Raw genomic sequence first — 20,511 nt, 5'->3', positions numbered from 1 at the left:
GCAGCGCGGCCTTGACCCGGAAGGGCGGGAACGGCAGGATCGGTACGGTGGAGACAGGATACCGGTCATGCCGCATATCGAACGCACCGACCAAGGCGAGCAGTATGTGCTTCCCGGCGCCGAACGCCGGACGGCCCCCGGCTTGCCCTATGCGGCGGAAGCCGACGGCCAGCTGACCCTTCATTTCTACGCCCCGCCCGAGAAGTCCGAACGCCGGTCCCGCCCGACCTCCGCGCGCGCCCTGCCCGCCACCCCGGCGATGCCTGCGGTGATGCCGGCCGCGATGACCCAGGTCCAGACCTCGACCTCGGGAGAGGCCACGGCGCAAAGCCTGTTCGGCCGCCGCCTCGCCCATTTCCCGCAGGTGTTCGAGCAGCCTTGAGTCGAGCGGCCCTGAGGGCTGTCCACGACCGTTTACGCGACGCCCGTGCGGCTGCGGCCGGATGCCAGGGTGCGGGCGACCTGACGCAGCAGGATCTCGCGGTCATAGGGCTTGCCGATATGCCCGTTCATGCCGGCCTCGCGGCATTGGCGCCGTTCCTCTTCGGATGAGCCGGCGGTCAGCGCCAGGATCGGCACATCGCCGCGGGGCGGCGGCATCGCGCGGATGGCCCGGCTGGCCTCAAGCCCGTCCATGCCCGGCATCTGCACGTCCATCAGCACCACATCATAGTCGCCGGCCCGCACCGCCTCCACCGCCTCGGCACCGTCGGCAACCAGATCGATGCCATAGCCGCTGTCGCGGAACAGGGCCGCCAGCAGTTCGCGGTTGATCGACAGATCCTCGGCGATCAGCAGGCGCGGCGGCCCCGCCGGCCGGGGTGCGGCAGGAGCCGGCACGGAAACCAAGGGAGGGGCCGGGAGGGAGGACGGTGCAGTCAGGGTCGCCGCCCCGCGCCCACCGGCGATGCGGGCCAAATGCTGCCGCAACTCGTCGATGGAGAAGGGCTTGGCGATCATCGCCACCTCTGGTCCGAAGGCGGCGGGGTTGCCGACGGCATGCGCGGCGAAGCCGGAGGCCAGCAGCACCGGCAGGCCGGGGCGCATGCGGGCGGCCTGCCGCGCCAGCTCCGTGCCGTCCATGCCCGGCGGCATGACCACATCGCTCAGCATCAGGTCCAGCGGTTCCGACCCGTCGAGGATCACCAGCGCCTCGTTGGCATTGGCTGCCGCGATCACACGGTGCCCCCAGCCGCGCAGCAGCCCGGCCACCATGTCGCGCACGGTCGGATCGTCGTCCACCAGCAGGACCGACAGCGGCTGCATGGTCGGGGTCGGGGTCGGGGTCGGGGCCGGGGGCGTTGCCGAAGCGGCAGGGATCGCGGCGGGAGCGGGCGCAGGCATCGGCTGCGGCGCCAGCCGGGGTTCCGGCGGCAACAGGCGGGCGGCGGGCAGGCGCACCGTCACCGTGGTTCCGACGCCCAGCGTGCTGCGCAGCGCCAGGGTGCCGCCATGCAGTTCCACCAGCCGCTTGGTCAGCGGCAGCCCCAGCCCCGCACCTTCGATTCCGCGGTTGGCGGCGCTTTCCACGCGGGCGAAGGGCTCCAGCACGCGGTCGACATCTTCGGCAGGGATGCCGAGACCGGTGTCGGTGACGCGGATCACCGGAACGCCGTCATCCACCGCGGCCGACAGGGTCACGGCCCCGCCCGACGGCGTGTATTTCACCCCGTTGGCGATCAGGTTCAGCAGGATCTGGCGGATGCGCCGCTCGTCGCCGCGCAGGTGCCGCGCCGCCGGCGCCACCACCGCCGACAGCAGCACGCCGGCACGCTCGGCCCGCGGGGTCAGCATGCGGACGGCGAAGTCGGCCGCCGCCTCCAGGTCGCAGCGCCCCTCCTCGATGGGAAGCACCCCGGCCTCCGCCCGCGCGTGGTCGAGGATCTCGTTGATCAACTCCAGCACATGCTGGCCGGAATCGCGGACATTGGCGGCATATTGCCGGTAGACCGGGGTGCCGGCCGGCCCCTCCGCCTCACGCGCGATCAGGTCGGCGAAGCCGATCACCGCGTTCAGCGGGGTGCGCAGCTCGTGGCTCAGCCCGGCCAGGAATTCGCCCTTGGCGCGGTTGGCGGCCTCGGCGGCCTGACGCGCGGTCTCCGCCATGTCTCGGGCATGGTCGAGCGCGGCGGCCAGCCGGGCGCTCTCGTCGCGCTCGGCGCTGGTCCGCTCCACCGCGTTGCGCGCCTCGGCCAGCGCCACCTGCGCCTTGCGCTCGCGGTCCAGGTAACGCAGGCCCCAGGCCAGCGCCGCCAGGATCGCCAGCAACCCGACGATGGTCTCCACCACCGTGTACAGCGTGCGGGTGCGCCAGGCGGCCATCGCCTCGGTCCGGTCGATGCCGGTCAGCACCACCAGCCCGTAATCGCGCATCGTGCGGTAGGCAGCGATGCGCAGCACGCCGTCCAGCATCGACGGCAACAGAATTTGCCCCTCCGGCGCCTCGCGCAGCTTGGTCTGGAACAGCAGTCCGTCGGCGACCGACCGGCCCACCGAGGCTTCGGTCGCCGGGCGGCGGGCGACGACCTCGCCGTTCGGACGGTAGACGCCGATCAGCGGATCGAACTCGAAACCCAGCATGTTGTAGAAATCGGTGAGGGTATCGACCCGGATCGCGGCGGACGCCACGCCGACAAAGCGCCCCTCGTCGTCATGCAGGGGGCGGGATACCGGGAAGACCAGCGGCTGGCTGCCGGTGCGGCCCGGCTGCCCGGCGCCGATATGGAGGCGCACGCCGCTCCGCAGGGCCTCCAGCCCGGCCGGATCGGCGAAGCCGGCGATGCGGTTGGGAAAGCTGGCCGATTCCAGGACGGCCCGCCCCTCGGCGTCATAGATCCAGATCGCGTCCGCGCCCTCGATGTGGGCGGCGTATTCGCGCAGGCGGGTCCAGTGCTTCAGGTCGCGCACCTTCTGGAGCCCGCCGGCCTCCGCCACCATCGCCGCCGTCTGGTCGAGCGCGATGTCGGCCGTGCGCACCGTCCGGTGGACATGGTCGTCCACCAGCCGGGCCATGTCGCGGACCATGGCGAAGCGGCGCTGCTGCGTGTCCTGGTAGTCGTAATAGATCCTGTGCGCCGCGTTCCCGGCCAATGCGGCCAGGACGACGACCACCACCAGAGCGCCCCGGACGAAGCGTCCCACAGATCCTCCCGGAATTCCCCGACCCGCCGCGCGATGCAGCCCGACCGACGCGGCCACACCGATGCTTCAGGTCCAAACTATCACGAAACCCGCCGGGCCGGCGCGCTATTCGACGGCGGCCCGCCTCAGGGTTTGCCCCGATGGAGGGCGGCGGCGGCTGGCGGCATCGGCCGATCTCGCACGGAAAAATCGCCGCCGCCCCCATCTTGCACGGGCTACCCCACGGGCCCAAATGCGCGGGCATCTCGACCATTGGGGAGCTAGGAACATGGGTCTGTTCGATATGTTCAAGGGCAACGCTCCGCTGGAGCTGAACCCGCGCCGGGCGCTGGTCGTCTCGCTGATCTACTGCATGGGGTCGGACGGCGAAATCGATCCGGAGGAGGTGGGCCATCTCCTTTCCGTGCTCGGCCGCAACGCCACGCGGGAGGAGCTGGACCGCTGCTTCAAGTTCGCGCGCAGCACCCCGCCCGACACCTTCCTGGGAGAGGTCGCGCCGAAGCTGACCGAGCAGCAGCGCCTGTGCATCCTGCTGAACATGATCGACAGCGCCATGGCCGACGGCGAGGCGGAGCAGGGCGAACGCGACCTGATCATCCGCTTCCAGCAGGCCTTCGGCTTCGACGACGCCAAGCTGCAGCCCTATTTCCAGGCGCTGGTGGTGAAGAACAGCCGGACCGTGCTGGACGCCTGACGGCCGGGTGAAGGCAGCTCCCGGTCCCGGCCCGCCGGGATCGGGAGCGACCGGCAACGCCTTGCCCCAATGGGGAAAACCGCGGCCGGCGCAAGAGGGGATTGCCGGTGGAGTCCGCCGGAATTTGCCGCGTCTGACCCGCGAAACGGTCACAGGCGGAATAAATCGCCCCGACCTATGTTGATGCCGGTTAGAGGCCGGCCACCGTCAGCTTTGCCGATGCGCCCGCTGTGGCACGAACGTCCATTTGTCACAGCCGAACGTCATAGGCACCGTTGTGGGGACTGGCTCGAAGGTTTAATCTGTTCGTGCCCCCAACCAATTTCCGAACATGGGAAGGTGCCATCCATGAATCTGCACAGTCTGGCCAGCGACATGGTGCAAACCGTCCTGGCCTGTGAAAAGGCGCTCCCCGGTCGGGCGAACGCCGACGACCAAGATCTCGCCCGGCACATCCTGGTCGAACCCGACCATGCCTGGCACGTTTGCGAGACCTACGCCCGCGCCGTCCGCATGCCGGTCGAACAGCTCCCGGTCAGCCAGCTCCGCGGCCTCATCAGCGACATCGTCCTGTCGAAGCTTCCCCGTTACGACTGAGTTTCTCGATCCCAAGGGCCGGCGCCGTATCCGGCCGATGGCCGGAACGATCCGGGTGCTTCAATCCCGAAATTCATGTTCCGTGGTGCCACCATGGCGATCGAGCTTCATTCCTTTACCGTAACGCTGGCCGTCGCGGATTCCTCCGGCTGTTCCAGCGCCGCCGAACACCGTGCCCGCATCTGGAAGGCCGTGTCCGAGCTGTCGGCCGCCGTCCGCAATGCCGGCATGGCGACCGAGGCGCGCCTGCGCGGCCAGGACCGCCAGGGCCATGTCCTGTTCGAGGCGACCGACACCGGCGCCGCCTTCCTGCGCGGCCTGCCCGCCATCGCCCGCGTCGACGACGCGCGCATGGGCGGCGGACGCGTCCAGCTGCGCCACTGACGCCGCCCCGGCTCCCCGGCCAGCGCAGTCATCGCCTGAAAACGAAGGCCCGCCGCTCCGATCCGGGGCGGCGGGCCTCACCGTTCTCAGGCCGTCTTCAGCGCACTATCGTTCCGCTCAGCGCGCGCGGTGGCGCAGGGGGCGGATGTTGCTTTCGGTCTCGACCTCTTCGGTCGGGCGCACCTTCTTCAGCTGGACGATGAAGCGCTCGGCGCCATTCTCCATGACGGCGATGCCGGTCAGGCCATGCGCCCAGTCGCACGGGACGACGTGGATCTCCTTGATGGTGGCGGTACCGGCGGCAAGCTCCGCGCGATCCAGGACCATGTCCCCGACCCGGAACCCCAAATAGGCGTCTATCAGCATTCTGTTGGGTGTCCGTCTTCCGTTTCAGGCCACGCACCGGGTCCGGCACCGAGGGCCGGGCTCGTTCACGATAAGCCATCTTGCCACAGATTGGGCTTTTCGCGACGCTTTCCCAGCGGCGGCGACGCAGTAAACCGACGGAGACCCCCGATCGTTCCAGCCGCGGACCGCCGGCCATTGTTGCCGGCGGGGCGATTGGGATAGGGTCTGCCGGCTTTTCCATCCCCCGTTCCGTTCCCCCTCCCCTCCCTCCCGAGAGGTCCGTCGGTCGTGCAGAGTTGGCTGGTCCTGGCCGTGTCGGCGGCCTATCTGGGCGTTCTGTTCGCCATCGCCTGGTGGGGCGACCGGCGCACCGCGGGCGGAACGCTGGTGCTGTCCTCCCCGCGCGCGGCCGGCATTCTCTATGCCCTGACGCTCTGCATCTACAACACGAGCTGGAGCTTCTACGGGTCGGTCGGGCGGGCGTCGGCCAGCGGCTTCGATTTCCTGCCGATCTATCTGGCGCCGATGATCCTGCTGCTGGCGGCGAGGCCGGTGCTGACCAAGATCATCGCCATCACCAAGGCGCAGAACGTCACCTCCATCGCCGACTTCATCGGCGCCCGCTATGGCAAGAGCCAGGCGGTGGCGGCGCTGGTGACGCTGACGGCGCTGGTCGGCGTGCTGCCCTACATCGCGCTCCAGCTGAAGGCGGTTGCCGCCAGCTTCGACGTGCTGACCGCGCCCTCGCTGGCCTCTCCGGCGGCCCTGCCGCCGCCGATCTGGGGCGACACCGCCTTCGCGGTGGCGCTGTCGATGGCGGTCTTCACCATCCTGTTCGGCGTCCGCCACATAAACGCCAGCGAACATCACCGCGGCCTGATGCTGGCCATCGCCTTCGAAAGTCTGGTGAAGCTGACCGTCTTCCTGGCGGTGGCGGCCTTCATCGTCTGGGGCATGTTCGACGGCTACACCGACCTGATCGCCCGGCCGCAGGCGGAACCGCTGCTGTCGCCCAGCTTTTCCGATCCGACCTGGTGGTCGAACACGGCGATCTCGATCATCGCCTTCCTCTGCCTGCCGCAGATGTACCATGTGATGACGGTGGAGAACGACAATCCCCGCCATCTGCGCGCCGCCGCCTGGATGTATCCGACCTATCTGGTCGCGCTCAGCGCGCTGATGATCCCCATCGCGGTGGCAGGCCTCGTCACCTTCGGCGACGGGATCAACCCCGATACCTTCATGATCACCCTGCCCATCGCGGCGGGAGCCAGCGGTTTCAGCCTGCTGTCCTTCATCGGCGGCCTGTCGGCGGCGACCGGCATGGTCATCGTCGCCGCGGTGTCGCTCAGCACCATGCTGTGCAACGACGTGGCGATGCCGCTGCTGCTCAGCCGACCGCGCTTCGCCGCCCGCGTCGGCCGGCGCGACATGGTCGGCACGCTGCTGCTGGTGCGGCGGCTGTCGGTGCTGGGCATCCTGCTGCTGGCCTATGTGATGCACCGGCTGGTCGACCGCGACTATCCGCTGACCGTCATCGGCCTCCTCTCCTTCGTCGCGGTGGCCCAGTTCGGGCCGGCCTTCTTCGGCGGGCTCTACTGGCCGCGGGCCAACCGGGTGGGGGCGCTGGCGGGGCTGGGCGCCGGCTTCCTGCTGTGGGTCTACACCCTGCTGGTGCCGTCGATGGCCCGCATCGTCCCGGTGCCCGACGCGCTGTTCGATGTCGGTCCCTGGGGCATCGGCTGGCTGCGGCCGCAGGCGCTGTTCGGCATCGAGGGGCTGGACCCGATCTCCCACGCCAGCCTGTGGAGCCTGCTCGCCAACCTGATCGCCTTCGTCGCCGGATCGCTGCTCGCCCGGCCCAGCGCGGTGGAGCGCACGCAGGCCGTCTTCTACACCACCGCCACCGCCGACCAGGACGACGACGACACCCCCCAGGCGCTCGCCAAGCTGGCCGACCTGCGGGCGCTCGCCATCCGCTTCGTCGGGGCGGAACGCGGCAACGCCGCCTTCGACGCCTATGCCGCCGGCCGCAAGGGCGAGGCAGGACCGGCCGACCTCGACGCCGTCCGCTTCACCGAGACGCTGATCGCCGGCGCCATCGGTGCCGCGTCGGCGCGGGTGGTGATGGCGGCCTCGCTCCAGGGGCGGTCGCTGTCGCGCGGCGACGCCATGGCGATGCTGGACGAGGCGTCGGAGGCGCTGCGCTTCAACCGCAAGCTGCTGCAGGCGACGCTGGAGAACATCGGCCAGGGCATCTGCGTGATCGACGCCGACCACCGCATCGCCGCCTGGAACCACCGCTACCTGGAACTGCTCGACCTGCCGGCGGACATGGTGCGGGTGGGCGTGCCCTTCGCCGACCTGATCCGCTTCAACGAGCGGCGCGGCGAATACAGCGCCCACGACATGAAGGCGCTGCTGATCAACCGCGACACCGCCAACCTGCAATGGCCCTACCGCTACGAGCGGCGCCGGCCCGACGGCACGGTGCTGGAGATCGTCGCCAACCCGCTGCCGGAGGGCGGCTACGTCTCCACCTACACCGACGTGACCGAGCGCTACCGCGCCGCCGAGGCCCTGCGCGAGGCCAACGAAAGCCTGGAGCACCGGGTGCAGGAGCGCACCGACGCCCTGCAGCAGGCCAAGGCGGAGGCGGAGGCGGCCAATGCCAGCAAGACCCGCTTCCTCGCCGCCGCCAGCCACGACCTGCTGCAGCCGCTGAACGCCGCCCGCCTGTTCGTCTCGGCGCTGGAGGAAAGCATCCGCGTTCCCCTGCCGACGGTGGAGCAGCGGGTGTCCGAATGCGGCATGATCGACAATGCCGCCGCCGCCCTGCGCTCCACCGAGATGCTGCTGGGCGGGCTGCTCGACATCTCCTCGCTGGATGCCGGCAATGTCCGGGTGCAGATGCGCAGCTTCGCCATCGACGAATTGCTGGGCGGACTTGGGGTGGAGTTCTCCGCCCTGGCGCAGGAACGCGGGCTGACGTTGAAGGTGGTCGGCTGCGGTGCGGTGGTGCGGTCGGACCCGCAGCTGCTGCGCCGGGTGCTGCAGAATTTCCTGTCCAACGCCATCCGCTACACGCCCAAGGGCCGGGTGCTGCTGGGCTGCCGGCGCCGCCGCGATCCAACCCATAACAATTCTCTGGGGGGCGACCGCCTGCGCATCGAGGTGTGGGACACCGGCCCCGGCATCCCCGAGGCCAAGCGGCGCGAGGTGTTCGAGGAGTTCCGCCGGCTGGGCGGCGCGGATGGCGGCGGCGACCCGGCCGACAAGGGGCTGGGCCTCGGCCTTGCCATCGTCGATCGCATCGCCCGGCTGCTCGGCCATCGGGTGACTCTGCACTCCATCGTCGGGCGCGGCACCGGCTTCGCGGTGGAGGTGCCGATGGAGCAGGCGCGCGCCGCCCCGGTCGCCCGCCCGGTCACCGTCCCCGCCGCCCTGTCGGCCGGGCTGCTGGTGCTGTGCATCGACAATGAAGAGCCGATCCTGGCCGGCCTGCGCGCCCTGCTCGGCCAATGGGGCTGCCGGGTGGCGACGGCGTCGGACGTGGCCGGCGCGCTGGCGGCGCTCGCCCCCTTCGACGGCACACTTCCAGATGTGGTCTGCGTGGATTATCACGTAGGCGGAGGGCAGACGGGGCTTGCGGTTCTGCAGCGGTTGCGGGAATTGTGGGGCCGTCCGGTCAAGGGGCTGCTGCTGACCGCCGACCGGTCCGAAGCGGTGCGGGCCGAGGCGGAGCGGTGCGGCTGCGGCGTGCTCTACAAACCGGTGAAGCCGGCGTCGCTGCGCCGCTTCCTGAACGGGGCGGCCCTGCAGACGTCTGCGGTGGCCGAACGGTAAGGCCGGAACCGGAAAAAAGCCGGACGGCCGCGAATGGGGGGATACGAAGGCCATGGGCGAGGACAGCGCGGCGGGCGCAGCGACCGAAGCAACGGCCGGCGACGGAACGACCATCGTCATCGGCGACGACCACCCGCTGGTGCAGGCGGCACTGCGCGACGCGCTGGGCAAGGCGATGCCGGAGGTGCGGGTGATCGAATGCCCGGACCTCGACTCGGTGATGACCGCGGTGGGACAGCGGCCGGCCGACATCGACCTCGTGCTGCTCGACCTCAACATGCCCGGCACCCACGGCTTCGCCGGCCTGTTCATGATGCTGGCCCACCACCCGACCGTGCCGGTCGCCATCCTGTCGGCGCTTCAGGACTCCGACACCATCCGCCGGGCGCTGGCCTATGGCGCCTCGGGCTACATCCCGAAATCATTGTCGATGCCGGCGATGGCCGACGCCATCCGCGCCATCCTGTCGGGCGAGACCTGGGCGCCGCCGCTGTCCGCCGCCTCATCCGAAGCCGACGAGGCAGAATCCGCCCGCCGCTTCGCCTCGCTGTCGCCGCAGCAGCTGCGCATCCTGACCATGATCGTCGACGGCAAGCTGAACAAGCAGATCGCCGGCGAGCTGAACGTGTCGGAGCAGACGGTGAAGGTCCATGTCTCCAGCATCCTGCGCAAACTGAACGTGGTCAGCCGCACCCAGGCCGCCGTGGTCGCCGGCCGGCTGGCGGTGGGCGGCAACGTGCTGCGGTGAGGAGTGGCAGGCGCCTGAAAGTAACTTGCATACGCCAAGCCGACAGCATGTTCGTGCAGATTGCCATAACCACCCTGCGCATCCATCTGTTATAGCGTGTCATGTTATGACGCGTTGAGACGCATTGAGGCACATGGCATGATGTGACGCTCGATGAGCGGGGAGGATGTCGTGGGGAACAGCAAGAAAGCCGTGTATCGTAGGCAACGGGAAGACCGTGCGTCGGCGACACCGAAAGCTGGCCACGCATTCTGGTCCGGTCTCGTCATGGGGCTGGGTGCGATGACGTTGCTCGGACCAACCGAATTCAACCCACCGCGCTACAGCGGTGAGGGCATTCGCGGCAGCTGGCGGGCGGTTGGAGATCATGTTCGCACAGTGATGCGGCGTGAACGGGACGGGCAGGCCTTCTGACGCCATCGCCCCCATGATGCCCAATCAAAAAAATCAAAAGACCGCTTCAACGAAAGCGCCTTCTGCCCAGCAGGGAGCGTTTCCTGTTCCAGAGCCGTTGGAAAACACAATCGAGCAGGTCCTTGAAGGAATGCTCGGGCCAGAAAAGGCCGAAGAGGCCAGTGCCGCCGTCGTAAGCATCCTTGAAAGGCATGAGCGTTTCGAAGGCCCCATGCCGCCGCCCGCATTGCTTCGACAATATGAAGAGATCGTGCCCGGCGCTGCGGAGCGCATGTTATCGATGGCAGAGCGCCAGCTCGACCACCAGATCCATTGGGAAAGAACCGCGATCCACTCGCAGGCCAGAAATTCATTCTGGGGTCTCTGCTTTGGCTTCCTGATAGCTGCCGGCTTGATAATCGGCGCGATCTTCTGTGCGGTCACCGGCCATGAGCAGGTTGCACTTGCTCTGGTTGGGGCAAGCGCCCTTGGCCTTGTTCCGGCCTTCATCAATGCCTGGAAGCAGGCACGGCGCAGTCAGCCCCCCTCCCAGCCTCCCCAAGTTGCGGACGGCAAACGCAGGAAGTGAACAGTCAGGTGCTCTGGCGCACCACGCTCCGTTCACTATATGTGCTTACCCCTGGCCGCGGCATCCGCCCTTTGATAAAGTGGCCCTTCTGCACCTGAAGCCAGAGTGCCAGTGCAAATGACCGCGCCCCCGCCCAGCGTCTGCCGCGACTGCGCCGCCGCCCCATCAAGCGCAGGATCGGGTGACGTCACGCGCTGCCCGAAATGCGGCAGCCGGCGGCTGTTCCGCCATGCGGAGCTGCACAGCCTGTCCATCGGCCACATCGACTGCGACAGCTTCTATGCCACGGTGGAGAAGCGCGACCGGCCGGAACTGGCGAGCCGGCCGGTGATCGTCGGCGGCGACGACCATCGCGGGGTGGTCGCCGCCTGCTGCTATGTCGCGCGGATGTCGGGCGTCCGCTCCGCCATGACGATCCGCGAGGCGCTGGACCGCTGCCCCGACGCCACAATCATCCGCCCGGACATCGCCAAGTACAAAGAGGTCGGCCATCGGGCCCGCGCGATCATGGAGGCCTTCACCCCCCTGGTGGAGCCGATCAGCATCGACGAGGCCTATCTCGACCTCACCGGCGTGGAGGAGCGGCTCAGCATCAGCCCGGCCCAGGCGCTGGTGGAGATCGTCCGCCGCTTCGAGCAGGAGCTGCGCATCACCGCCTCCATCGGCCTCAGCTACAACAAGCTGCTGGCGAAGATCGCCTCGGACCTCGACAAGCCGCGCGGCTTCTCCGCGCTGGGCCGGGCGGAGGCGGCGGGCTTCCTGGCGCCCAAGCGGGTCACCATCCTGTGGGGCGTCGGCCCGGCGCTGGAGCGCAAGCTGTTCGCCGACGGCATCACCCGCGTCGGCGATTTGCAGGACAAGGACGAGCATTGGCTGGTCAAGCGCTACGGCGCCATGGGCCGGGTGCTGTTCAACTATGCCCGCGGCGAGGATTCCCGCCGGGTCCAGCCCGATTCGCCGAGCAAGAGCATCTCGTCGGAGGAAACCTTCGACTGGGACGTCACCACCCTGCCCGCCCTGGCGCAGGAGCTGCGCCCGCTGGCCGACAAGGTCGCCCGCCGGCTGGAGCGCGAAGGGCTGCTGGGCCGCAGCGTGGTGCTGAAGCTGAAGACCAAGGATTTCCAGCAGCTGACCCGCTCCCGCCGGGTGGAGCCGACCCGCTCGGCCGAGACGATCCTCGCCGCCGGCATCGCCCTGCTGGAACGCGAGGTGGACGGCCGCGCCTTCCGCCTGATCGGCATCGGCTGCACCGACCTCACCCACCCGGAAACCGCGCCCGATCCGGAACTCGACCTGTTCGGGTGAGAAGGACGGCTTCTCAGCCCAGCCGCCGGCAGAGTTCCAGGAAATCGTCGCGCGCCGGCCACGCCTCGTCGCGGCGGGCATAGAGACAGAAGGCTGCGGTCGGCAGCGGCGGCAGGGACAGCGCCCTGCCGACATCGCAGAGCAGCGGTCCCGTCAGGCTGTGGCGGGTGCGGACGGTCAGCCCGACACCGGCCTCCGCCGCGGCGCGCAGCCCGGCAAGGCTGGGGCTGGTCACCGCGATCCGGTGGGGCAGGCCACTGGCGGACAGGGCGTCGAGAGCGGCCGTGCGGAAGCTGCAGGGCGGCTCGAACAGGGCAAGCGGCACCGCCGGCCTCCCTCCATCCGATCCCCCGGCATCCAGTCCCCCGGCATCCAGCATGCGGTCGCGCCAATCCGCAGACCCGATCCACAGCATCGGTTCCTCCGCCACCGTGCCGAGATTGTCCGGCGTGTCGCGGTGCAGGGCGACGGCGACGTCGAGGCCGCCGGCCTGCACCGCCTCGATCACCGCCAGCGACCGGTCGATGCGCAGGATCAACTCGGCCTCCGGATGCTCGCCGGCGAAGCGGCGCAACAGAGCGGGCAGGACCGACTCGGCGATGTCCTGGGTGACGCCGATCCGCAGCGACCGGCGCGGCGAGGGCCGGAAGGCGGCGAGCGTCTCGTCGTTCAGCGCCAGCAGGCGCCGCGCATAGCCCAGCAGCCTCTCCCCGGCCAGCGTCGGCTCCACCCCGCGGGCATTGCGGCGGAGGATGCTGGCACCCACCGCCTCCTCCAGCTTCTGGATGTGCAGGCTGACGGCCGACGGCGAGCGTCCGACCAGTTCGGCGGCTTCGGCGAAGCTGCGCCCTTCCGCGATCAGCAGGAAGGAACGCAGCTGGGCAAGATCCAGGATGCGGCTCATGCTTCAGTTTAACTGCATCATCGATGCCGATAAACCCGTTTTTCTGTTCATCACAGCCGCTCTACCCTGCCTCCCATCGCAACCGAGGAGGCGTTCCATGCCCATCATCTCCGTGAAAGTCTCGACGGCTCCCTCGCCGGACCTGACCCGCCGCCTGGCCGACGGCATCGTCGCGCTGACCGCCGGCATTCTGCGCAAGCGGCCGGACATCACCGCCGTCACCGTCGACTACACCGCGCCGGAACATTGGATCGTCGGCGGCCGCAGCCTGGCGGACCATGGCAAGGCCAGCTTCTGGCTCGACATCAAGGTGGTGGACGGCACCAACCTGAAGGACGAGAAGGCCCGCTACCTGCGCGACCTGTTCGCCTTCATGGAATCGGAACTCGGGCCTCTGCACGAGGAAAGCTATGCCCTGGTGCATGAGGTGCAGGCCGACGCCTACGGCTATGGAGGCCTCACCCAGGAGCATCGCTACATCGCGGCGACCAGGGCGTAGATCCGGCGGAGCGGCTCAGCCTGCCGGCTCTTCCACCGGCAGGCTGCCGGGGCGCACGACGCTGCGGATGGCGAAGCTGGACTGGATGCGCTGGACGCCGGGCAGGCGCGACAGCGAGTCCTTGTAGATGCGGTCGTAATCGGCCGGGTCCTGCGCCACCACCCGCAGCAGATAATCCGAACTGCCCGACAGCAGGTAACATTCCCGCACCTCCGGGCAGCGGCGGACGGCAGCGTCGAAGCGGCGCAAATACTCGTCGGTCTGGCGTTCCAGCGTGATCTGGACGATGACGGTGACCGACCGCTCCTCGTCCGCCGTCTCGATGATGGCGGTATAGCCGCGGATCACGCCGGAATGCTCCAGCATGTGCAGGCGGCGCAGGCAGGCCGATGGCGACAGCCCGACCTCCGCCGCCAGCTTGGCGTTGCTCATCCGGCCGTCCTTGCGGAGAAGGCGCAGGATCTTGTGGTCCAGGGCGTCCAGGGCGTGCATGCAACTTTATTCGAAGACGTGGCGGATCATGCGAAAGCTCCACCACACTATGGGGGATTCATGCAAGGCTTTGCAGAGATTCACCCGCTCGGACGGACGTATAGTGGCCCATCCGAGACAATCCGCCTGACCGATGGTTTCCAGTGACACCAGATCGGGTTCGACGGGGGTTCGCATCGGGGAGAACTCTCATGGTCACTTCTCGCATGGTCACGCGCATCGGCGTGCCCAAGGAAATCAAGAACCACGAGTACCGTGTCGGGCTGACGCCGGCATCGGTCCGCGAACTGGCGGCGGAGGGCCATGCCCTGCTGATCCAGAGCGGCGCCGGGGCCGAGATCGGCTTCTCCGACGAAGCCTACCGCGCGGCGGGTGCCGAGATCGCCGGGTCCGCCGAAGAGGTGTTCGCAAAGGCCGACCTTATCGTGAAGGTGAAGGAACCGCAGCCGGCGGAATGTCGCAGGCTACGGCCGGATCAGGTGCTGTTCACCTACCTGCACCTCGCCCCCGATCCGGAGCAGGCCCGGCTGCTGATGGAAAGCGGCTGCACCGCCATCGCCTATGAGACCGTCACCGACCGCGCCGGGCGCCTGCCGCTGCTGGCGCCGATGTCGGAGATCGCCGGCCGCATGGCGATCCAGGTCGGTGCCGTCGCCTTGCAGAAGAGCAACGGCGGCTCCGGCATCCTGCTGGGCGGCGTGCCCGGCGTGCTGCCCGGCAAGGTGCTGGTCATCGGCGGCGGGGTGGTCGGCGCCAACGCCGCCCGCATGGCGATGGGGCTGGGTGCCGACGTGACCATCGCCGACCGTTCCATGCCCCGGCTGGCCCAGCTCGACGATTTGTTCGGGCCGCGGCTGAAGACCGTCTACGCCTCGGCCGACACGCTCGACCGGCTGGTCGCCGACAGCGATCTGGTGGTCGGCGCCGTGCTGGTGCCGGGGGCGGCAGCGCCGAAGCTGGTGCGCCGCGACCAGCTGGCCGGCATGCGCCGCGGATCGGTTCTGGTGGACGTCGCCATCGACCAGGGCGGCTGTTTCGAGACCAGCCACGCCACCACCCATTCCGACCCGACCTATGTGGTGGACGGCGTGGTGCATTACTGCGTCGCCAACATGCCGGGCGCCGTCGCCCGCACCAGCACCGAGGCGCTGAACCACGCCACCCTGCCCTTCGTCCAGGCGCTGGCCGGCAAGGGGTGGAAGCGGGCGCTGGCCGAGGATCCGCACCTGCTGGCGGGGCTGAATGTCCATGCCGGTCAATTGACCTACGAGGCGGTCGCCGACGCCCTGGGGCAGCCCTTCACCGACCCCCGCAACCTCGTCGGCTGACCATGTGAACAGCTGTTGACAAAGAACTGAACGAAATTTGCCGGGAATAGGATTTCCAGAAATTTCGTTCTGAAATCGACGGTGGCGGCGCGAGGAATGTTGTTTTTTCTCGCCACAGAAAAGAGAGTGTTGCGTCTACGGATCAAGTTGCTTTACCTGTCTGTGACAAGAAAAAGGGTAGCATCCGCCACCGGCACCCAAGTGCCGGGGTGAGAGGCCAAGAACAGAATAGAACAGGGTAAGGCTCGGCGCCTTTCGCCGACTGGGCCGGGCTGGGCGGCCGTTCCGTCCATTCCGGCCGATTCACAACAGGTTTGCCCGGCAGCGATGCCGGTGGGGACGCCACGGCCGCAAGCCGTGCCGCGCAAGTGGGAGCTTTTGACCATGGCCGAACGACGGAATGCCGCCCGGGTGCGGGACCGCGCCCCAGCGACAGTGTCGCGCGTCCGAATGACAGCGTCGCGCGTCCGGTCGACGTCGCCGCTCGTCCCGATGGTCGCCGGCCCGGTTCCGGGCCGCCGGACCGTTCCGGTCCTCCGCATGCAGACCCGCAGGGGTCCCCCAGTCCGCCTTTGACCGAAGCCCCGCCGGATCCCGCATCCGGCGGGGCTTCGGCAAGAACCGGGTGCGGCGGCGGGGTTCCAAGCGTCCCCTGCCTCGGTCCTGGATGTTCTCCCCCGTTCATCCGGATCGGAACTCCGCCGCCGCACACGGCTCAATCCAGTTTTTTTCGAGTGCCTGCCTACACGGTGATCTGGGAGAGTGGGAGAAGAGCGCCTGATGGATTATTTCATACAGCAATTGATCAACGGCTTGTCGCTTGGGGCGATTTACGGCCTGATCGCGATCGGCTACACGATGGTGTACGGCATCATCGGTATGATCAACTTCGCCCATGGCGAGATTTACATGATCGGCTCCTTCGTGGCGCTGATCACCTTCCTGGCCATCGGCGCGCTGGGCATCACCTGGGTGCCTTTGGCGCTTCTGGTCATGCTGCTCGCCTCCATGCTGTTCACCAGCGTCTATGGCTGGACGGTGGAGCGGATCGCCTACCGGCCGCTGCGCTCCTCGCCGCGGCTGGCGCCGCTGATCTCCGCCATCGGCATGTCGATCTTCCTGCAGAACTACATCCAGCTCCTCCAGGGCGCCCGCTCCAAGCCGCTGCAGCCCATCCTGCCCGGCAACCTCACCATGATGGACGGCGCCGTCTCCGTCAGCTACGTGCGCCTCGCCACCATCGTCATCACCCTGGTCCTGATGGTCGGCTTCACCATGCTGATCAACCGCACCTCGCTCGGCCGCGCCCAGCGCGCCTGCGAGCAGGACAAGAAGATGGCCGGGCTGCTCGGCGTCAACGTCGACCGCGTCATCTCGCTGACCTTCGTCATGGGCGCCGCGCTCGCCGCCGTCGCCGGCATGATGGTGCTGCTGATCTATGGCGTCATCGATTTCTACATCGGCTTCCTGGCGGGCGTGAAAAGCTTCACCGCCGCCGTGCTCGGCGGGGTCGGTTCGCTGCCCGGCGCCATGCTCGGCGGCGTGGTCATCGGCCTGATCGAGGCCTTCTGGTCCGGCTATGTCGGCTCCGAATGGAAGGACGTCGCAACCTTCTCCATCCTCGTCCTCGTCCTGATCTTCCGGCCCACCGGCCTGCTCGGCCGGCCCGAGATCGAGAAGGTGTAAGCGCCATGACCATGCACTCCAACACCGTCTCGTCCTCCGGGCGTGCCGCCACCCGCGGCGTCGACTGGGCCGCCACCGTCAAGGACGCCGGGCTCGCCGCCTTCGTCGCCCTGCTGCTGACCGTTCCGCTGGTGGGCCTGCGCACCGTCGACCGCCCCACCGGGCTCGGCATCGAAGCCCGGCCGGAGGAGGTCGTCGCCTCGCTGCTGCTGGTCTTCTTCGGCCGCCTCGGGCTCGGGCTGATCCGCCAGGGCATGGCGCTGCCGGTGCTGATCCTGGCGCTGGTCTGCGCCGGCATCGGGCTGCTGCTGCCGATGCCGACCCAGGTGCTGCGCCTGGTGCTGGTGCTGGGCGGCGGCGTCATCGCCATCCGTGCCGCCATGACCGTCGCCACCGGCCGCTCCAAGCTGTCCCAGGCCGACCGCGACAAGCGCATGGACCGCGTCGCGGCCAAGGTGCAGCACGCCAGCCGCTACATCGGCCCGGTCGCCGTGGCGTTTGCCGTCGTGCTGCCCTTCACCCCGCTGGCCGACCGCATGATCCTGGACATCGGCATCCTGCTGCTGACCTACATCATGCTGGGCTGGGGCCTGAACATCGTCGTCGGGTTGGCCGGCCTGCTCGACCTCGGCTATGTCGCCTTCTATGCGGTGGGCGCCTATTCCTACGCGCTGCTGGCGCATTACTTCGGGCTCAGCTTCTGGGTCTGCCTGCCGCTGGCGGGCGTGCTGGCCGCCATCTCCGGCGTGCTGCTGGGCTTCCCGGTGCTGCGGCTGCGCGGCGACTATTTCGCCATCGTGACCTTGGGCTTCGGCGAGATCATCCGCATCATCCTGGTCAACTGGTACCAGTTCACCGGCGGCCCCAACGGCATCTCCGGCATTCCGCGGCCGAGCTTCTTCGGCATCGCCGATTTCTCCCGCAGCCCGGCCGAGGGCATGGCCGCCTTCCACGAGATGTTCGGGCTGGAATTCTCGCCGCTGCACCGCATCATCTTCCTCTACTACCTCATCCTGGCGCTCGCCCTGGTGGTGAACCTGTTCACGCTGCGGGTGCGCAAGCTGCCGCTGGGCCGGGCGTGGGAGGCCCTGCGCGAGGACGACATCGCCTGCGCGTCCTTGGGCATCAACCGCACCAACATGAAGCTGGCGGCCTTTGCGATCGCCGCGATGTTCGGCGGCTTCGCCGGCTCCTTCTTCGCCACGCGGCAGGGCTTCATCAGCCCGGAGAGCTTCACCTTCATCGAGTCGGCGATCATCCTGGCCATCGTGGTGCTGGGCGGCATGGGCAGCCAGATCGGCGTGGTGGTGGCCACGCTGCTGGTGATCGGCCTGCCGGAAGCGTTCCGCGAGCTGGCCGACTACCGCATGCTGGCCTTCGGCGCCGGCATGGTGGTGATCATGCTGTGGCGTCCGCGCGGCCTGCTGGCCCACCGCGACCCGACCATCCTCCTGCATGGCGGCAAGAATCCGGCCGCGACGGGAGCCGCGAAATGAGCGCCGCACCGATGAGCACTGACAAGCCCCTTCTGACCGTCGAACACCTGACCATGCGCTTCGGCGGTCTGGTGGCGAACAACGACGTGTCGTTCGAGGCGCGGGCGGGCGAGATCACCGCGCTGATCGGCCCGAACGGCGCCGGCAAGACGACGCTGTTCAACTGCGTCACCGGCTTCTACACCCCCACGGTGGGGCGGCTGACGCTGCGCCATCCCACCGGCAAGGAGTTCCTGCTGGAGCGGATGCCGGGCTACCGCATCGCCCAGCTGGCCGGCGTGGCGCGCACCTTCCAGAACATCCGGCTGTTCAGCGGCATGAGCGTTCTGGAGAACCTGATCGTCGCCCAGCACAACAAGCTGATGCGCGCCTCGACCTTCGCCATCGGCGGGCTGCTGGGCTTCCCCAGCTACCGCAAGGCCGAGCATGAGGCGGTGGAGCTGGCGAAATACTGGCTGGAGCGGGTGCGGCTGACCGAGTTCGCCGACTGGGAAGCCGGCAACCTGCCCTATGGCGCCCAGCGCCGGCTGGAGATCGCGCGGGCCATGTGCACGGAGCCGGTGCTGCTGTGCCTGGACGAGCCGGCGGCCGGCCTGAACCCGCGCGAATCGGCGGAGCTGGCCGAGATCCTGACCTTCATCCGCGATGTGCAGACGCCGCAGGGTCACCGGACCGGCGTGCTGCTGATCGAGCATGACATGAGCGTGGTGATGCGCATTTCCGACCATGTGGTGGTGCTGGACTATGGCCGGAAGATTTCCGACGGCGACCCGGAGCATGTGAAGAACGACCCGGCGGTGATCCGCGCCTATCTGGGCGAGGACGAGGACGAGGCCCTGCCGCCGGAGGTCGCCGCCGACCTGCATATGCCGCAAAACGCGCAGAAGGGGGCCTGAGCCATGTTGAAGGTATCGGGCGTCCACACCTTCTACGGTGCCATCGAGGCGCTGAAGGGCATCGACATCGAGATCGGCGCCGGCGAGATCGTCTCGCTGATCGGCGCCAACGGGGCGGGCAAGTCGACGCTGCTGATGACGATCTGCGGCAGTCCGCGGGCGCGCCAGGGCCGGGTGTTCTTCGAGGGCGAGGACATCACCGACCTCCCCACCCACGAGATCGTGCGGCGCGGCATCGCGCAGTCTCCCGAAGGCCGTCGCATCTTCCCGCGGATGACGGTGCTGGAGAACCTGCAGATGGGCTCCATCGTCGCCCAGCCCGGCAGCTTCGAGCGCGAGCTGGAGCGGGTGCTGACCCTGTTCCCGCGGCTGAAGGAGCGCATCAACCAGCGCGCCGGCACGATGTCGGGCGGCGAGCAGCAGATGCTGGCGATCGGGCGTGCGCTGATGAGCCAGCCGCGGTTGCTGCTGCTGGACGAGCCCAGCCTGGGTCTGGCGCCGCTGATCGTGAAGCAGATCTTCCAGGTGATCCAGGAGATCAACCGGGAACAGAAGATGACGGTGTTCATGGTGGAGCAGAACGCGTTCCACGCGCTGAAGCTGGCGCACCGGGCCTATGTGATGGTGACGGGCAAGATCACGATGACGGGGACGGGTGCGCAGCTTCTGGCCGACCCGGAGGTTCGCGCGGCTTATCTGGAAGGGGGCCATTGAGATGGAAACGATCCTTGGCTCTTCGGTTCCGGTCTTCGTGTTCCTGACGGTTCTGGTGTTCGGCGGCTGCGGCGTGCTGACCGGCCAGACCCTGGCGGAGGGCTGGAAGCCGGTGTCGAACGTGCTGGCCTATTCGCTTCTGCTGGGGCTGGGCGACCGCTTCCTGGCCTGGGGCCTGTTCGGCGAGCAGCTGCTGTCGCTGTGGGGCTTCATCGTCCACACCGTGGTGATCGGGCTGATCACGCTGACGGCGCATCGCATCGCCATCGCCCGGCGCATGGTCAACCAGTATCCGTGGCTCTATGAGACTGCCGGGCCGTTCGGCTGGCGGGAGCGCAAACCGGTCCGCGGCTGAAGCGGCTCCGTCAAAGCACAGCCGAAGAAGAACTGAAGTCGGATTTGTGAAAGTCCCGGCACGAAAAGGCGCCGCTTTGTCCAAGCGACGGCGGCG

At 68.4% G+C, this 20,511-nt stretch carries 19 protein-coding genes; 15 read left to right on the top strand and 4 right to left on the bottom strand.

The window, feature by feature from the left end; all coding sequences use genetic code 11:
- Nucleotides 1-67: 67 nt before the first annotated feature.
- Nucleotides 68-382, top strand: coding sequence for a hypothetical protein (locus AZOLI_RS25170; RefSeq protein ID WP_014189459.1), 315 nt, complete (start codon nt 68-70; stop codon nt 380-382).
- Between the two features lie 32 nt (nt 383-414).
- Here AZOLI_RS25170 and AZOLI_RS25165 read toward each other — a convergent pair whose 3' ends face one another.
- Nucleotides 415-3,141 carry a response regulator gene (locus tag AZOLI_RS25165; protein ID WP_014189458.1) on the bottom strand — a complete coding sequence of 909 codons (2,727 nt, stop codon included), beginning with the start codon at nt 3,139-3,141 and terminating at the stop codon, nt 415-417.
- Between the two features lie 268 nt (nt 3,142-3,409).
- Between AZOLI_RS25165 and AZOLI_RS25160 the strand changes: the two genes are divergently transcribed.
- From AZOLI_RS25160 to AZOLI_RS25150, 3 genes are all read left to right on the top strand, one after another.
- Nucleotides 3,410-3,835 (top strand): TerB family tellurite resistance protein, encoded by a 426-nt coding sequence (locus AZOLI_RS25160; protein WP_014189457.1) that lies wholly within the window; start codon nt 3,410-3,412, stop codon nt 3,833-3,835.
- Between the two features lie 348 nt (nt 3,836-4,183).
- Nucleotides 4,184-4,432, top strand: a complete 249-nt coding sequence (locus AZOLI_RS25155) for a hypothetical protein (protein ID WP_014189456.1) — start codon at nt 4,184-4,186, stop codon at nt 4,430-4,432.
- Between the two features lie 93 nt (nt 4,433-4,525).
- Nucleotides 4,526-4,816, top strand: a complete 291-nt coding sequence (locus AZOLI_RS25150) for a hypothetical protein (protein ID WP_014189455.1) — start codon at nt 4,526-4,528, stop codon at nt 4,814-4,816.
- 117 nt (nt 4,817-4,933) lie between these two features.
- Here the strand turns inward: AZOLI_RS25150 and AZOLI_RS25145 are convergent, their stop codons facing one another.
- Nucleotides 4,934-5,143 (bottom strand): hypothetical protein, encoded by a 210-nt coding sequence (locus AZOLI_RS25145; protein WP_193353760.1) that lies wholly within the window; start codon nt 5,141-5,143, stop codon nt 4,934-4,936.
- A gap of 309 nt (nt 5,144-5,452) precedes the next feature.
- Between AZOLI_RS25145 and AZOLI_RS25140 the strand changes: the two genes are divergently transcribed.
- The 4 genes from AZOLI_RS25140 to AZOLI_RS25125 all read left to right on the top strand — a co-directional run bounded on the left by AZOLI_RS25140 (nt 5,453) and on the right by AZOLI_RS25125 (nt 12,045).
- Nucleotides 5,453-9,010, top strand: a complete 3,558-nt coding sequence (locus AZOLI_RS25140; protein ID WP_014189453.1) for a hybrid sensor histidine kinase/response regulator — start codon at nt 5,453-5,455, stop codon at nt 9,008-9,010.
- Nucleotides 9,011-9,062: 52 nt separating this feature from the next.
- Complete coding sequence (locus tag AZOLI_RS25135) at nt 9,063-9,758, top strand: LuxR C-terminal-related transcriptional regulator (RefSeq protein WP_014189452.1); 696 nt, start codon at nt 9,063-9,065, stop codon at nt 9,756-9,758.
- A 427-nt stretch (nt 9,759-10,185) separates the two neighbouring features.
- On the top strand, nt 10,186-10,740 hold the full coding sequence (locus AZOLI_RS25130) for a DUF2335 domain-containing protein (RefSeq protein ID WP_081506018.1): 555 nt from the start codon (nt 10,186-10,188) through the stop codon (nt 10,738-10,740).
- Nucleotides 10,741-10,857: 117 nt separating this feature from the next.
- Nucleotides 10,858-12,045: a DNA polymerase IV gene (locus AZOLI_RS25125; RefSeq protein ID WP_014189450.1), complete on the top strand. Its 1,188-nt coding sequence runs from the start codon at nt 10,858-10,860 to the stop codon at nt 12,043-12,045.
- Nucleotides 12,046-12,058: 13 nt separating this feature from the next.
- Here the strand turns inward: AZOLI_RS25125 and AZOLI_RS25120 are convergent, their stop codons facing one another.
- The gene (locus AZOLI_RS25120) at nt 12,059-12,949 is read right to left on the bottom strand and encodes a LysR substrate-binding domain-containing protein (RefSeq protein ID WP_014189449.1); all 891 of its coding nucleotides are present in this window, start codon (nt 12,947-12,949) and stop codon (nt 12,059-12,061) included.
- A 97-nt stretch (nt 12,950-13,046) separates the two neighbouring features.
- Between AZOLI_RS25120 and AZOLI_RS25115 the strand changes: the two genes are divergently transcribed.
- Nucleotides 13,047-13,448 (top strand): tautomerase family protein, encoded by a 402-nt coding sequence (locus tag AZOLI_RS25115; RefSeq protein ID WP_014189448.1) that lies wholly within the window; start codon nt 13,047-13,049, stop codon nt 13,446-13,448.
- Nucleotides 13,449-13,463: 15 nt separating this feature from the next.
- On the opposite strand, the gene AZOLI_RS25110 is transcribed toward AZOLI_RS25115, so the two are convergent.
- A complete protein-coding gene (locus tag AZOLI_RS25110) occupies nt 13,464-13,940 on the bottom strand; it encodes an Lrp/AsnC family transcriptional regulator (protein ID WP_014189447.1) in 477 nt (158 codons plus the stop codon).
- 206 nt (nt 13,941-14,146) lie between these two features.
- Between AZOLI_RS25110 and ald the strand changes: the two genes are divergently transcribed.
- The 6 genes from ald to AZOLI_RS25080 all read left to right on the top strand — a co-directional run bounded on the left by ald (nt 14,147) and on the right by AZOLI_RS25080 (nt 20,415).
- Nucleotides 14,147-15,268, top strand: coding sequence for an alanine dehydrogenase (gene ald / locus AZOLI_RS25105; RefSeq protein WP_014189445.1), 1,122 nt, complete (start codon nt 14,147-14,149; stop codon nt 15,266-15,268).
- 780 nt (nt 15,269-16,048) lie between these two features.
- Nucleotides 16,049-16,954 carry an ABC transporter permease subunit gene (locus AZOLI_RS25100; RefSeq protein ID WP_014189442.1) on the top strand — a complete coding sequence of 302 codons (906 nt, stop codon included), beginning with the start codon at nt 16,049-16,051 and terminating at the stop codon, nt 16,952-16,954.
- 5 nt (nt 16,955-16,959) lie between these two features.
- Nucleotides 16,960-18,450: a high-affinity branched-chain amino acid ABC transporter permease LivM gene (gene livM, locus AZOLI_RS25095; RefSeq protein WP_014189441.1), complete on the top strand. Its 1,491-nt coding sequence runs from the start codon at nt 16,960-16,962 to the stop codon at nt 18,448-18,450.
- 11 nt (nt 18,451-18,461) lie between these two features.
- The gene (locus AZOLI_RS25090) at nt 18,462-19,346 is read left to right on the top strand and encodes an ABC transporter ATP-binding protein (RefSeq protein ID WP_014189440.1); all 885 of its coding nucleotides are present in this window, start codon (nt 18,462-18,464) and stop codon (nt 19,344-19,346) included.
- Nucleotides 19,347-19,349: 3 nt separating this feature from the next.
- A complete protein-coding gene (locus tag AZOLI_RS25085; protein WP_014189439.1) occupies nt 19,350-20,060 on the top strand; it encodes an ABC transporter ATP-binding protein in 711 nt (236 codons plus the stop codon).
- Between the two features lies 1 nt (nt 20,061).
- The gene (locus AZOLI_RS25080; RefSeq protein WP_014189438.1) at nt 20,062-20,415 is read left to right on the top strand and encodes a DUF6867 family protein; all 354 of its coding nucleotides are present in this window, start codon (nt 20,062-20,064) and stop codon (nt 20,413-20,415) included.
- Nucleotides 20,416-20,511: the final 96 nt, after the last annotated feature.

It is taken from the genome of Azospirillum lipoferum 4B (assembly GCF_000283655.1).
Taxonomy (GTDB): Bacteria; Pseudomonadota; Alphaproteobacteria; order Azospirillales; family Azospirillaceae; genus Azospirillum; species Azospirillum lipoferum_C.
This window is presented reverse-complemented; position numbering and strand designations above follow the sequence as displayed.